Below are 14246 nucleotides of genomic sequence, written 5' to 3'. Positions count from 1 at the left end.
GCATGGGATATACGTCCCGGATACTCGACACGACGAACGGCCCGGCGCATCGCGTCGCCGGGCCGTGGTCGGAGGACGAATTCGCCTACCCGACAGTGCTTCCGGTGCGGGAGGCGACAATCCGGTCGAGATCGCGGAGGGTTTCGGAGTACGCGACCGCGGGCACCCGTGTCAGCGGCACGGTCGCGCCGTCGCGCAGGAAGCGCAGGTCGCCGATCTCGACCTCGGACTCTGCGAAATAGCCCGAGAAGCCGCAGCGCAGCGCGGCGATCAGACCGTCACCCACCGGCTTCGTGGCCTGGTACTCGTTGTATTCGCCGTGGGTCGACCAGCCGCGGGCCGACAGCATCGGCACCGCCACCTGACCCTGGACGGTCTGTCCGACATATCGGGTGGAGGTGTCGCCCGCCAGTTCGTCCGGTGTCGCGGCGAAGAACGCGCGCTTGACCTGCTCGACCGGTTGCGCCACCCCGCGCCGCGCGAGCTCGTCGCGCCACTGCGCCAGCAGGCCCTCCCGGTCGAGTTCGAGGGGGTGGACGGCAGTGACCGGACCGGCGCGGTCGATGTCGTCGAGCTGCCCGATCGCGCCGGTGCCGTCGCGCCAGAGCAGGGCGGGCAGCAGGGCCGACCCGGCGGGCAGCGACAGCAACCGGGTGAGTTCGGCCGGGGTGAGGGTGCCCGTGGTGGCGACCAGCCGTTCCACCAGACCCGAGCGCATGCGGCGGGCCTGCTCACGCAGGCGTTCCTGGTGTTCGCGCAGGTCCTTGTACGCGGGGTCGGCTCGGACGGCCGACGGCACCGATTTCAGGGTCTTCCCGGCGCGGTCGACGACGAGGTCGGCGTCGACACCGGTGACCCGCAGGGTGACGCGGTAGTCGCCGATGGTCGCCGCAGTGGGTGTCGCGGTCGCGATCCGGGCCTCACAGTCCCATTCCAGCCGGTCCGCACCGTCGACCCCGGCCACCTGCGCGAGATGGTCGAGCGCCACCGCGACAGCGGCGGCGTGGCTGATGCGGCGGTTCGGGCCGAGTCTCGGACCTCGCCTGGCGCACTCACGCAGGGCCAGGTACCGGTCGAGGACGGTCTCCCCCGCGTCGAGGGGCAGCATGCCAAAGGCCGCGATGCCGTGCAGCGCATTGCTTTTCACGCGCTTGACGACTTTGGCGCGGTTGTCACCGAGGACGGCGGAGACGAGTTCGTTCGGTTCCAGCGCCAGGACGCGACGCGCGTCGTCGACCCCGGTCCGCTCGATCGCGCGCAGCAGCGCGGCGCGGTCCTGCCGAACGACCTCGTCGGTGGGCAGTGCCTGGATCATCCGCAGCAGGTCCGCACCGTGCCCGAGCCCGAACAGCGGCAGCAGGACATGCGCGTCGCCCGCGGCCTTGCGCCACTCGAAGACCCGCCGCTGATCGGCGACCGGCCGCGCCCGCAACTCCTCGAGCAGTTCCGCCCGTTCGTCGTCGGTCAGCTCGGCGGCGCCGAAGTGGTCGGCGCCCTTCGAATCGCCGCTGTACCGCAGCGCCAGCCGAACGAAACGCAGTCCGCGCGAGGGGAATCCGGTGGGTACGCTGTCCCACATCACCGTCTCCGGCCCCGACACCCGCTGCCAGGTGTGTTCGTCGACCAGCGCGCGCACGGCATCCGCGCAGGCCAGCGGCGCGCCGATGGTCTCCCCGCTGCCGTCGCGCCCGACGATCGCGTAGCCGAGATAGCGGTCGTCGGCGAAGGCCCGTTCGACCACGGCGGCATCGAGCGCATCGGCCCGGTACAGCGCGTCGAGGATCGCGGCGACCGTGCCTCGGTCCAGCCACCCGAGCGGCTTGAACACGAGCAGGCGCAGCAACGTGATGTCCCCGGCGGCGACCGCTCGCCCCGCCACCTCGTCCAGCAGCAATCTGTGGCGCACATCGACGCCGAGGTAGCGCGCGACCAGTGTCCTGATCCGCGCCGAGGCCCAGGGCGCGGCCAGCAGGCCCGCGATGTCCGCCGAGTCGTCGACGGGAAAGGCAGCGTCGTACACCTCGTCGAGCGCGGCCGTCAGGTCGCCGACATGGTGCTCCAGATGCCCGAAGGCCCGGTCGTCCCCCTCCTCCAACCGCACCCGGACTTGATCGGCGATCACCCTGAGCCGGGCCGGGTCGCCCGCGCACTGCCGCGCCCGCTCGACCGATTCCCCCAGCGCACGCCGCTCGTCCTCGACCACACTCACGTATTCCGCGGGGATCGGCCACGGCGCCGGCTCGTTCTCGACCACGCCCGCCACGCTACAAGCGGCCACCGACATCCGCGGCTACGGTGGATTCGTGATCACTGTGCCCGAGGAGTTCGCCGGTAAGAAGCAGTACAGCGCAAGCGAATCGGGCCGGCGGTGGATCGCCGCGCTGCCGCGGATCGTGGCCGAGCTGACCGACCGCTGGTCCTGTGTGCCCGACGGCGCGATCCGCTACGGCGAGGTCGGCCTGGTCGTCCCGGTCCGCCACCGTGACCTGCCGCCCGCGGTGATCAAGGTGTCGTTCCCGCATCCGGGCAATGTGCACGAGCCCGACGCGTACGCGGCGTGGCAGGGCACCGGCGCCGTCCACCTCTACGAGCGCGCCGACGAGCACTTCGCCATGCTGCTCGAACGCGCCGACGACACCCTCGCCACCGTCACCGACAACGACGCGGCCCTGGTCATCCAGGGCACGCTCACCCGCACCCTCGCCGTCGAAGCGCCGGCCGGCCTGCCGAAACTGCGGGACCGGATGGACGAGTGGGCCGACGACATGGCCCGCACCGCGGCCGCGTTCGGCCACCCGATCCCCCACCGCGTACTCGACGCCGCCCTGGCCACCCTGCGCGAACTGGGCGGCGACCAGCCCGACCTGCTGATCCACGGCGACCTGCACGACGCCAATGTCCTCGCCGGGCAGCGGGCACCCTGGCTGGCCATCGACCCGAAGTGCTTCGTCGGCGACCCCGCCTACGACGGGCTCAATGTCATCCGCAGCCCCCGCTTCGCACCCCTGTTCTTCGCGCCGGACCCGAAGCCACAGCTTCTGCGCTACATCGAGATCTACAGCGACGCCGCCGAACTCGACCTGATCCGGGTCCGCCGCTGGATCCAGGCGGGGGCGGTGAAGGAGGCCCTGTGGGGCCGTGAGCACGGCGATCCCGACTGGCTGATCCAGGCCACCGACTGGCTCGCGACGGCGCTGACCGGCACCCAATAGCGCACGGCGCCACTACTTTTCACTCGCCGTGACATTCCTGATACCGTTTCCGGCGATGCCGGTTCGGTGAGTCATGCAATGGAACATGTTGCAGGACACAAGGTTCACTCTGCTCGGATCGGTGGCTCCACCGTCTTCACCCCTGTGGCACCCGGTGCCACGGCTGCGCGACGACGCGCGATGACCATCGTTGTCTCCGACAGGAGTACGTGCTGTGATGCCCCAGACCTCGGCTGCCCCCGCGCAGACGCCGCCGGTGCCGAACTCGCTCAGCGACATGGACCGGGTGCCGCTGTACTCGCCGGAGTTCGCCGCCGATCCGCAGGCCACCTATCGCGAGATGCGCAGGCGCTTCGGCTCGCTCGCCCCGGTCGACCTGGTGCCCGGCGTCCCGGCCACCCTGGTGATCGGCTACCGCACGGCGGTGCAGATCCTCAACGATCCCGACCACTTCCCCGCCGACGCCCGGATGTGGCAGCGCACCGTCCCGGCGGACTGCCCGATCCTGCCGATGATGTGCTACCGCCCCAACGCGATTCGCACCTCGGGCCTCGAGCACACCCGCTACCGGCAGGCCACCGTCGCCGGGATCGCCGGGGTGGACCTCTACCGGCTGCACAGCACCGTCGAGCAGATCGCCATCCCGGTGATCAACTCCTTCTGCGCCGACGGCAGCGCCGACCTGCTGAGCCAGTACGCCTATCCGGTCATCTTCGCCACCATCAACGCGATGCTCGGGGTCGGCAAGGAACTCGGCGCGCGGATCGCCACCGGCATGGCGCAGATGTTCGAGGGCGGCGACACCGCGGTGCAGGGCGCGCAGATGCTCGAGGACTCCCTCTACGACCTGGTCCGGCAGAAGCAGGCCGAGCCCGGTGACGACATCGCCACCCGGCTGGTCCAGCATCCGGCCCAGCTCGACGACGAGGAGCTGATGAACCAGCTGCTCACCATCTACGGCGCGGGGATCGAACCCATGCTGAACCTGATCCTCAACACGGTCCGGGTGATGCTCACCGATCCGCGTTTCGCGGGCAGCCTGCTCGGCGGCAGCCTGTCGACCCGCGACGCCCTCGACGAGGTGCTCTACACCGACCCGCCGATGGCCAACTTCTGCACGACCTACCCGCGCCAGCCGATCCTGGTCGACAATGTGTGGCTGCCCGCGCACCAGCCGGTGGTGATCAGCATGGCCGCCTGCAACAACGATCCGGCGATCGGCACCGGGGAGTTCCTGGACAATCGCGCGCACCTGGCGTGGAGCACGGGCCCGCACAGCTGCCCGGCCAAGTCGCCGGCCTACCTGATCGCCCAGGAGGCCATCGATCAGCTGCTCGACGCCCTGCCCGAGCTCGAATTGGCCGTTCCGCCCGAGGAATTGGTGTGGCGGCCGGGGCCGTTCCACCGCGCGCTGGCGGGCCTGCCGGTGGTCTTCCCGAAGACCGCCCCGCTGCCCCTGCCCTGAGCACGGTCCGGCCGGGCCCCCACCCGGCCGGACCGCTCGGCGTGATTACGCGCCGTCGATGATCACCGGCAGCTGCCGGTGCCCGTTGGAGATGAAGCTGGGCACCGTGCCGAGCTCCTCGACCGGCACCGCCAGGCTCATCTTCGGGAACCGATCGAACAGCGCGGGCAGCGAGACCAGCGCCTCGAGCCGGGCCAGCGGCGCGCCGAGGCAGTGGTGGGCGCCGTGGCCGAAGGCCATGTGGGACTGGTTCTCCCGGCGCGGATCGAACTCGTCGGCGGTGGGGCCGTGCCGCTGCGGGTCGCGGCCCGCGGCGGCGTAGCCGGCCAGGATCGCCTCGCCCGCGGCGATGCGCACGCCGTCGATCTCGATGTCGGACACCGCGTACCGCAGCGGCAGGTGCGCCACCGGCGACTCGAATCGCAGCGTCTCCTCGACCACCTCCGGCCAGGTGACCGTGCCCTCGCGCAGGTCGTCGAGCACCTCGGGCCGGGTGAGCAGCACGGTGATGGCCTGGTCGAGGAGGTTGACGGTGGTCTCGTGACCGGCCGAGATCACCAGCAGCAGCGTGGCGATCAGCTCCTCCTCGGTGAGCTGGGCGTCGTCGCCCTCGTCGTCGCGCTGGGCGATGAGCAGGCTGGTCATGTCGTCACCGGGCTGCTCGCGGCGCAGGGCCACCAGTTCGCCGAGGATCCGGTACATCTCCATGTAGTTGGCCTGCGACTCCTCCGGGCTGAGGGTGGTGTCGAAGATGCCGTCGACGCACGTGCGCAGCCCGGGCCCGAGCGATTCCGGCACGCCCATCAGCTCGGAGATCACCTGGATGGGCAGCGGGTACGCGAAATGCTCACGCAGATCCACGGTTTCGCCCGCGGGCACCTCGTCGAGGGCATCGAGCAGCTCCGCGGTGATCCGCTCCACCTGCGCGCGCATGGCCTCGGTCCGCCGCGCGGTGAACGCGGGCGCCACCAGCCGGCGCAATCGGCGATGGTCGGGGCCGTAGGCGGTGAACATGTTGGGCACCGCCACCCACAGGTACAGCGGCCAGTCGGCGGGGATCTCGCCCGCGACGAACGGCGGCCAGTGCTGCGCGGCGTCCTTGGACACCCGCGGGTCGATGAGCAGCTTCTCCAGCAGGGCCGCGTCGGTGACCGACCACGCCTGGACCCCGCCCGGCAGCTCGATGAGGGTGGCGCGCCCGCGCTCGCGCAGCAGTACGTTCTCGCCTTGGATGTCGTTTCCCGTCGGATCGATTACCCACCGATTCGTCACCGATTCCACCATGAAGCCTCTCGATCACCGGTGTTCCGTGGACCCGTGCGCAGCGGCCGCAGCGAAACATGTTGCTGGACTAGACCTTCCGGTCCGTTAAGGGATGCTACCGCTCCGCCCGTGGCCCTGCAGCGCCTCGAGCGGAACGGTCCGAATCGGCTGTCCAGGTGCCGCTCAGCGCAGCGTGACGGTGGTGGGCAGGGACGCGAAACCCCGGTTGTTGGAGGAGTGGATGCGCACCGAACGCTCGGTGTCGACCTCGAAATCGGCGACGGCGGAGACGATCTCCTCCAGCGCCACCCGCAGCTCGAGCTGGGCCAGATTCGCGCCGAGGCAGTGGTGTCTGCCCGAGCCGAAGGCCAGCGAGGCGCCCGTGTCGCGGTCGAGATCGAAGGTGTCGGGATCGGGGAATACCGTCTCGTCGCGGTGCGCGGACCCGGTCAGCAGGAGGATGCGCGCACCGGCGGGGATCGCGACCCCGTGCAGGTCCAACGCGACGGTCGTGGTGCGCAGTTGGGACTGGGTGGCCGGGTCGTAGCGCATGGACTCGGCGATCCAGTCGTCGATGCGGCCCGCGAAGGCCGCGCGGCGCTGGTCGGGGTGCGCCGCGGCGGCCGCCCAGGCATTGCCCAGGGTCAGCATCACCGTCTCGATGCCCGCGCCGACGAGCAGGATGAGCACACCGACGATCTCCTCGGGGCTGAGCCGGTCGTCGCCGTCGGCGGCGTCGAGCAGCCCGGAGAGCAGGTCGCCGGTGCGCTCCTGGCTGCGCGCGATCGTCAGTTCGGTGTAGTAGCCGACCAGCGCGCCGATCGCCTGCATGGCCTCCGGGCGCAGATCGGTCGACTCGGCGTCGGTGTACATGATCTCCATGCCCAGCTTGCGCACCAGATCCCGATCGGTCTCGGGGACCCCGACCAGTTCGGAGATCACCTCGGTGGGGAACGGCCCGGCGAACTCGGCCATCAGGTCGAAGCTGCCCTTGGCCAGGGCGGGGGCGAGGGTGCGCCGGGCGATCTCGCGTAGTCGCGGCTCGAGCGCCTGCACCCGGCGCTGGGTGAACGCGCGGACGACCAGTTCGCGCATCCGGGTGTGCTTGGGCGGGTCCATCGCCACGAAGGAGAACAGCTTCTCGGCCTGCGGGCCCCAGAACGCGGGCTCCATGCGCAGGCCGTTGGCGCTGGAGAAGCGCTCGGAGTCGCGCAGGGCGGCGCGGACATCGGCGTGGCGGGAGAACGCCCAGAAGTCGTCGGCCTCGTTACGGTAGACGGGGGCCTCGGTACGCAACCTGGCATAGTACGGGTAGGGATCGGCGTGGACGTCGAAATCAAAGGGGCTGAACTGCAGGGGCATGGTCGTGCCTTCTCGAGTCGGGCTGATCCCGACGACGGTAGTCGAGCGAAAGGAAGGGCGCCGTGGACTTCGAATCCGCCGCCGACCGGGTGGATGTCACCAAACCCCACCCGGCCCGCCGGTACGACTACTGGCTCGGCGGCACCGCCAATTTCGAGGCCGACCGCAAGTCCGCCGACGCGGTGGCCAAAGCCTTCCCATCGATCCATTTCGCCGTGCTGGAGAACCGCCGCTTCCTGCGCCGCGCCGTCGACCACCTCGCGCGGGCCGAGGGGGTGCGTCAGTTCCTCGACATCGGCACCGGCCTGCCCACCGAGGGCAATGTGCACGAACTGGCCCAGGCGATCGCGCCGGCGGCGCGCATCGTCTACGTCGACAACGATCCGATCGTGCTCTACCACGCGCGCGACCTGCTCGACAGCTCGCCGAGCGGCGCCACCGCCTACATCGACGCCGACCTGCGTGATCCCGCCTCGATCCTGACCCACCCCGCGCTCACCGGCACCCTGGATCTGGACCAGCCGGTCGCGCTGATGCTGTGCGCGGTGCTGCACTTCCTCACCGACGACGAGCAGGCCTACGCGGTGGTGCGGGAACTGCGCGAGGCGCTGGCGCCGGGCAGCTACCTCACGCTCACCCACGCCACCAACGATCACCTCTCCGCGGAGGACCGCGCCGAGACCGACGCGGCCAACCTGCGCAGCGGCGTACCCTTCCGGACCCGCTCGACCGCCGAGTTCGCCCGGTTCTTCGACGGGCTCGAGCTGATCGAGCCCGGCATCACCTCGGTGATCGACTGGCGTCCCACCGAATGGCGTCCGCATCCGCGCCGGGAAGCGGTCTCGATGCTCGGCGCGATGGCCAGGATCCCCTAGGCGTCGATCAGCAGGGCGAAGCGGAACCCGCAACTGGTCTCCAGCGACTCCGAGCGGCGGTCGACCTCGGGTGCGCTGCGCACATCGATGCTGAGGTCGATGTCGTCGATGTCCTCCCGGAAGCGGTCGGCCATCCAGAATTCGGTGTGCCAGGCCGTGCGCCCGGCGAGTGCGTCACCGGGCTCGGGCCGGAAGTCGGTGCGGCGCACACAGATCGGGGTGCGCCCGTCGGTGTCGGGCGCCAGGTACAGCACGACCGGGCCGTGCATGGCGGTCATCAGCTGGAGCACGTCGCCGGCGTCCTCGGTGGCCGCGACGGCGCGGTGACGGTGCTGTACTGCGGCGTGGTCGAGCATGGTGCACTCCTTGCAGATCTCTCGACGTGTGGTCGGGTTGCCCGACACTATGGGTGGGCAAGGTTGGTTCAGGGTTGGTGCGGATCGAACGTTGCGAAGTTCCGCACCGATTCCGCCGGGTCGGCTCAGTTGACCGCGGCCTCGGTCCAGGCGCGGGTGAGGATCTCCTCGACGGTCTGTTCCGGGGTCTGTTCGGAGGTGTCGAGCCAGAGTCCCAGGCGCGGTGTGTGATCGCGCAGCCCGGCGTCGAGCGCCTCGACGGTCCACTCGTCGTAGGCGGCCTTGCCCCGGGCGGCTTCCCTGGCCGCGATGACGGCGGGGCTCGGGGCGAGCACGACCACCAGCAGCGGCCGGTGCCGGACGGCCTCGGCCAGCTCGCTCAGGTGCTCGCCGAGCACGACGTCCTGGGCGACCACGGTGAAACCCTCGCGGAAGTACTCGTCACAGGCCAGTGCGGTCAGCCGGTGCCGCAGGCGCAGCTGACGGACCGCCTCGCCGGAGGGGTCTGGGGTCATGTCGGCGCGTCCGTTGATCACCATGCGCCGGAACAGGTCTCCGCGCAGATGCACCGAACGCGGCAGCCGCTCGGCCAGCAACTGGGCAATGGTGGACTTGCCCGCCGCCTGAATCCCCGTGACGAGGATGATGGCCTGCTGCATCGATGCTTTTCCTCCTACGACAACTTCCACGCGGGCATTTCGGCGTGCGAAACAACGACGCCGGACCGGCCGACCTATTCGCTCGCCGGCCTTTCGTGAGGTCCCTCACGGTAGACCAACCATACCGAGCCACTCACGCCATGCCAAAGTCGCGGAATCGCCGGGTAGCTGATTCATTGCCAGGTTCGCGTCACAGCAGATCGTCCAGGGCGTCAGACCGGGACAGCCGATAGCCGAATTTCCGAAACTCCCAGTTACACATAGTGGTCGCCAGGGTTCCTCACATCGATTCGACGCGTCGCTTCGTCACCGATCACAGGGTTACTCTTCCGTAGCGTTCGATCGCATCGGCGATCCGAATCCCCCCGAGGCACCCTTCCGACGTATTCAGGAGTTCCCGTGTCGCATTCGCGTTTCGAGTCAATCGGCGCCTATCTTCCGTCGAATATCGTGTCGACCGAGGAATTGATTTCGCGTCTGTCCGTGCCGCCGTCGTTCGATCTGGAGAAGATCACCGGGATCAAGGAGCGCCGGGTCCGCGACACCTCCCCGGAGAACCAGGAGGATTCCTTCGCGCTGGCGATCGCGGCCGCGCAGGACTGCCTGTCCCGATCCCGGTACGCCCCCGGCGAACTGGAGGTGATCATCTCCTGTTCGATCACCCGCAGCGACGAGGGCACCCGGATGTACATGGAGCCCTCCTTCGCTTCCAGCATCGCCAAGCACCTCGGCGCCGGGTCGGCCATCACCTTCGACGTCTCCAATGCCTGCGCGGGCATGCTCACCGGCACCTACCTGCTGGACCGGATGATCCGCTCGGGCGTGGTCCGCAACGGCATGGTGGTCAGCGGGGAGTCCATCACCCCGATCGCCGACACCGCCGTGAACGAGATCTCCGAGAAGTACGACCTGCAGTTCGCCTCGCTGTCGGTGGGCGACTCCGGCTGCGCGGTGATCCTCGACGAGGCCGTCGACGACGCCGACAAGATCCACTACATCGAATTGTTCACCGCCGCCGAGCATTCGCACCTGTGCCTGGGCATGCCCAGCGACAAGTCCTCGGGCGTCGCGCTCTACACCGACAACCGCAAGATGCACAACGAGGCGCGGTTCCTGCTCTGGCCGGACGCGCAGGGCGACTACCTCGCCGCCCAGGGCCGGGCCTTCGCCGACGAGGGATTCGACTACATCATCCACCACCAGTTCGGCGCGGCGGCCGTGCCGTACCTGAACGCGGTGGCCGCGCGGGAGTTCGGCGTGCCGATGCCGCCGGACCTCAATGTGATCGAGAAGTACGGAAACACCTCGACCACCTCGCATTTCATCGTGCTGCACGATCAGCTCTCCGACCAGAACATCGCGGCGGGCTCCAAGCTGCTCATGGTTCCGGCCGCCTCCGGTGTCGTCGCCGGCTTCCTGTCCACCACCATCTCCTCCCTGAAGGTCTGAGGTTCGTCATGGGCGTTCGTATCCGAACCACCGGCACCAGCACGGTCACCGACACCCACAGCGTGGTGGAACACAGCGGCAGCGCGGCACGGGAAGCCGTGCGGCGCGCCGGGATTCGCACCGACGAGGTCGGTGTGCTGATCAACACCGGCATCTTCCGCGACTCCAACACGGTCGAACCCGCCGTCTCCGCGCTGATCCAGAAGGCCGCGGGCATCGGCCTGGACTACGTCAAGAACGACGTGCGCACTTTCTCCTTCGACCTGATGAACGGTGCGGTCGGCGTGCTCAACGCCGTGCAGGTGGCGGGCTCGATCCTGACCACCGGCAGCACCGGGCACGTGCTGATCGTCGCGGGCGACACGCACCCCTCGCTGACCCGCTCGGCCGCCGACGCCGAATTCCCCTACGCCACCGCGGGTGCCGCGCTGCTGCTCGAGCACGTCGACGGGCCCGAGGGCTTCGGTCCGGTGCACACCGCGACCGCGCCGGGCACCGCCGCCGAACGGGCCTATGTCGACACCGCGACCATGGGCACGGTCGGCCGCGGCATCATGACCGTCGAGCGCGAACCCGATTTCGAGGACCGGGTCCTGGCCGTGGCCACCGAGGTGGCCCGCACCGCGCTCGCCGGTACCGACACCGCGCGCGTGGCCCTGATCGCCTCGACGCCGAGCCCGCAGTTCCCCAAGCTGCTCGCCGACGCGCTCGGCCTGGACCAGGACGCGGTGCGTGTGCCCGACCTGTCCGCCGGTGACCCGCACACCGCCACCCTGCCGCTGGCCTACGATCGCGCCGTCGCCGAGAGCTCGCTGGCCGGGTACACCCACGTGCTCTTCGTCGCCGCGGGGGCGGGCCCCTCGGCCGCGGCCACGCTCTACCGTCTGCCCGCGGAGACGGTGTGACCACCGCGACCTACTGGGAGACCATCGACGGATTCCGGCAGCTCGCCGCCACCCAGCCCGATCGCGCGGCGGTGATCTACCCGGACGGCACCACCCCGGGCGGGCTGCCGGACTACCGGCAGATCACCTACCGCGAGCTGGATCAGTGGTCCGACGCGGTCGCCGAACAGCTCCTCGCCTCGGGTGTGGGCAGCGGGACCCGCACCATCGTGCTGGTGCTGCCCAGCCCGGAGCTCTACGCGATCCTGTTCGCGCTGCTCAAGATCGGCGCGGTGCCGGTGGTGATCGATCCGGGGATGGGCGTGCGCCGGATGGTGCACTGCCTGCGGGCGGTCGAGGCGGAGGCGTTCATCGGCATTCCGCCCGCGCATGCCCTGCGGGTGCTGTTCGCCCGCAGCTTCCGGCACGTGCGGACCACGGTCACCGTCGGGCGCCGCTGGTTCTGGGGCGGGCCGACCCTGCGGTCCTGGGGTCGCAGGCCCGCCGGAGTACTGCCCGCTCGCACACCGGCGTCGGCCGACGAGCTGCTGATCATCGGGTTCACCACCGGGAGCACCGGCCCGGCCAAGGCGGTGGAGCTGACCCACGGCAATCTCGCGGCGATGGTCGAGCAGGTGCACACCGCGCGCGGCAACACCCCGCCGGAGACCTCGCTGATCACGCTGCCGCTGGTCGGCGTGCTGGATCTGCTGCTCGGTTCGCGCTGTGTGCTCCCGCCGCTGATCCCGAGCAAGGTCGGCTCGACCAATCCGGCGCACGTGGTCGACGCGATCGAGCGTTTCGAGGTGCGCACGCTGTTCGCCTCCCCCGCGCTGCTCATCCCGCTGCTCGCGCATCTGCGCGCGCGGCCGACCCCGCTGCCGTCGCTGGCGAGTGTGTTCTCCGGTGGGGCGCCGGTGCCGGACTGGTGTGTGGCGGGGCTGCGCGAGGTCCTGCGCGCCGACGCCGAGATCTACGCCGGGTACGGGTCCACCGAGGCGCTGCCGATGTCGACCATCGAGTCGCGGGAGTTGCTCGACGGCCTGGTCGAGCGGGCCCACACCGGAGACGGCACCTGCATCGGCCGACCGGCCGACCGTGTCGAGGTGCGGTTGCTCGGGATCACCGACTCCCCCGTGTCCTCCTGGGAGGGCGCCGAACAGCTCTCCGGGACACGGGAAGTCGGCGAACTGGTGGTAGCGGGTCCGAACGTGAGCACCCGCTACTACTGGCCCGCGCGGGCCAATACCGAGGGCAAGATCGCCGACGGTGACCGGATCTGGCATCGCACCGGCGATCTGGGCTGGATCGACGAGCAGGGCCGGATCTGGTTCTGCGGGCGCAAGAGTCAGCGGGTGCGCACCGCGCGCGGACCGATGTTCACCGTGCAGGTCGAGCAGGTCTTCAATGTGGTGCCCGGGGTGGCGCGGACCGCGCTGGTCGGGGTCGGCGCGCCCGGCGCGCAGCGTCCGGTGCTCTGTGTCGAGCTCGAGGACGGTGCCGATCAGGTCGCGGTGCTCACCCGATTGCGCACGCGCGCGGTCGATTTCGCGGTGACCGCGCCCGTCGCGGATTTCCTGGTGCATCCCCGTTTCCCGGTCGACATCCGGCACAACGCCAAGATCGGCCGGGAGGAACTCGCCCGCTGGGCGACCGAGAAGCTGGAGTCGGCCCGATGAAGATCCTGGTCACCGGAGCCTCCGGGTTTCTCGGCGGCAGCCTGGTGCGCGCGCTGGTCGCCGAGGGCACCCACGACGTGGCGATCCTGGTGCGGCGCACCAGCGTGCTCGACGATCTCGGCGACGCGCTGGATCGCGTGGAGGTCGTCCACGGCGACCTCACCGACGCGGCCTCGCTGGTGCGGGCCACCGCGGGCCGCGATGTCGTGGTGCACAGCGCCGCCCGCGTCGACGAACGCGGCACCCGGGCCCGGTTCTGGGCCGAGAACGTCCGCGCGACCGAACTGCTCCTCGACGCCGCCCGTCGCGGCGGGGCCACCCGGTTCGTGTTCGTCTCCAGCCCGAGCGCGCTGATGGACCGCGACGGCGGCGATCAGCACGACGTGGACGAGTCGCTGCCGTATCCGCGGCGCTACCTCAACTTCTACTCCGAGACCAAGGCCGCCGCCGAACGCGCGGTGCTGGCCGCGAACGCGCCCGGCTTCACCACCGTCGCACTGCGGCCGCGCGCGATCTGGGGTGCGGGCGATCGTTCCGGGCCGATCGTGCGGCTGCTTGGCCGCACGGCGCAGGGCAGACTGCCCGATCTGTCCTACGGGCGCACGATCGAAGCCTCGCTGTGCCACGTGGACAACATCGTGCGCGCGTGTGTGCTGGCGGCGACCGCCGAGACCCCGGGCGGCAAGGCGTATTTCGTCGCCGATGCCGAGAAGACCGATGTCTGGCGGTTCCTCGGGGAGGTGGCCGAGCGGCTGGGCTACCAGGCGCCGACCCGGCGGCCGAATCCGCGCGTGCTGGCCGCGGTGGTGACGGTCATCGAGGCGATCTGGCGCATTCCCGCCGTCACCGATCGCTGGTCGCCCCCGCTGTCGCGCTACGCCGTGGCCCTGATGACGCGCAGCGCCACCTACGACACCACCGCCGCGCGCACCGACCTCGGCTACGTCCCCGTCGTCGACCGCGACACCGGGCTGGCGGAGTTCCTGCGCTGGCTCGACACCCAGGGCGGCATCGAGACGCTCACCCGCACCCTGCGCTGACC

Annotated in this window: 12 protein-coding genes; 7 read left to right on the top strand and 5 right to left on the bottom strand. The window is 70.2% G+C overall.

The window, feature by feature from the left end; genetic code table 11:
- Window positions 1–85 precede the first annotated feature (85 nt).
- A complete protein-coding gene (locus ACWEMY_RS17625; protein WP_452390881.1) occupies window positions 86–2254 on the bottom strand; it encodes a DUF4132 domain-containing protein in 2169 nt (722 codons plus the stop codon).
- Between the two features lie 49 nt (window positions 2255–2303).
- Between ACWEMY_RS17625 and ACWEMY_RS17620 the strand changes: the two genes are divergently transcribed.
- On the top strand, window positions 2304–3212 hold the full coding sequence (locus tag ACWEMY_RS17620; RefSeq protein ID WP_452390880.1) for an aminoglycoside phosphotransferase family protein: 909 nt from the start codon (window positions 2304–2306) through the stop codon (window positions 3210–3212).
- Between the two features lie 217 nt (window positions 3213–3429).
- Entirely contained in the window at window positions 3430–4677 is a 1248-nt protein-coding gene (locus ACWEMY_RS17615; protein ID WP_452390879.1) for a cytochrome P450, read from the top strand.
- Window positions 4678–4722: 45 nt separating this feature from the next.
- Here the strand turns inward: ACWEMY_RS17615 and ACWEMY_RS17610 are convergent, their stop codons facing one another.
- Both ACWEMY_RS17610 and ACWEMY_RS17605 read right to left on the bottom strand, forming a co-directional pair.
- Complete coding sequence (locus tag ACWEMY_RS17610) at window positions 4723–5961, bottom strand: cytochrome P450 family protein (protein WP_452390878.1); 1239 nt, start codon at window positions 5959–5961, stop codon at window positions 4723–4725.
- Between the two features lie 162 nt (window positions 5962–6123).
- Window positions 6124–7302 (bottom strand): cytochrome P450, encoded by a 1179-nt coding sequence (locus tag ACWEMY_RS17605; RefSeq protein ID WP_452390877.1) that lies wholly within the window; start codon window positions 7300–7302, stop codon window positions 6124–6126.
- 62 nt (window positions 7303–7364) lie between these two features.
- On the opposite strand from ACWEMY_RS17605, the gene ACWEMY_RS17600 reads away from it, so the two are divergent.
- A complete protein-coding gene (locus ACWEMY_RS17600) occupies window positions 7365–8177 on the top strand; it encodes an SAM-dependent methyltransferase (RefSeq protein ID WP_452390876.1) in 813 nt (270 codons plus the stop codon).
- On the opposite strand, the gene ACWEMY_RS17595 is transcribed toward ACWEMY_RS17600, so the two are convergent.
- Complete coding sequence (locus tag ACWEMY_RS17595) at window positions 8174–8533, bottom strand: DUF779 domain-containing protein (protein ID WP_375926522.1); 360 nt, start codon at window positions 8531–8533, stop codon at window positions 8174–8176. The two genes, ACWEMY_RS17600 and ACWEMY_RS17595, sit on opposite strands and share 4 nt — an antisense overlap.
- A 125-nt stretch (window positions 8534–8658) precedes the next feature.
- Complete coding sequence (locus ACWEMY_RS17590; RefSeq protein WP_452390875.1) at window positions 8659–9192, bottom strand: AAA family ATPase; 534 nt, start codon at window positions 9190–9192, stop codon at window positions 8659–8661.
- A gap of 399 nt (window positions 9193–9591) precedes the next feature.
- On the opposite strand from ACWEMY_RS17590, the gene ACWEMY_RS17585 reads away from it, so the two are divergent.
- From ACWEMY_RS17585 to ACWEMY_RS17570, 4 genes are read left to right on the top strand one after another with little or no spacing between them, the layout of a single operon-like run.
- A complete protein-coding gene (locus ACWEMY_RS17585) occupies window positions 9592–10641 on the top strand; it encodes a 3-oxoacyl-ACP synthase III family protein (RefSeq protein WP_375926517.1) in 1050 nt (349 codons plus the stop codon).
- Window positions 10642–10649: 8 nt separating this feature from the next.
- Window positions 10650–11546, top strand: a complete 897-nt coding sequence (locus tag ACWEMY_RS17580; protein ID WP_452390874.1) for a hypothetical protein — start codon at window positions 10650–10652, stop codon at window positions 11544–11546.
- Complete coding sequence (locus tag ACWEMY_RS17575; protein WP_452390873.1) at window positions 11543–13204, top strand: fatty acid CoA ligase family protein; 1662 nt, start codon at window positions 11543–11545, stop codon at window positions 13202–13204. Before ACWEMY_RS17580 ends, ACWEMY_RS17575 begins: the two co-directional genes overlap by 4 nt.
- Window positions 13201–14244, top strand: coding sequence for an NAD-dependent epimerase/dehydratase family protein (locus tag ACWEMY_RS17570; protein ID WP_452390872.1), 1044 nt, complete (start codon window positions 13201–13203; stop codon window positions 14242–14244). The genes ACWEMY_RS17575 and ACWEMY_RS17570 overlap by 4 nt, the downstream gene beginning before the upstream one ends.
- Window positions 14245–14246 lie beyond the last annotated feature (2 nt).

Source organism: Nocardia sp. NPDC004415, from assembly GCF_053602435.1.
This window is presented reverse-complemented; position numbering and strand designations above follow the sequence as displayed.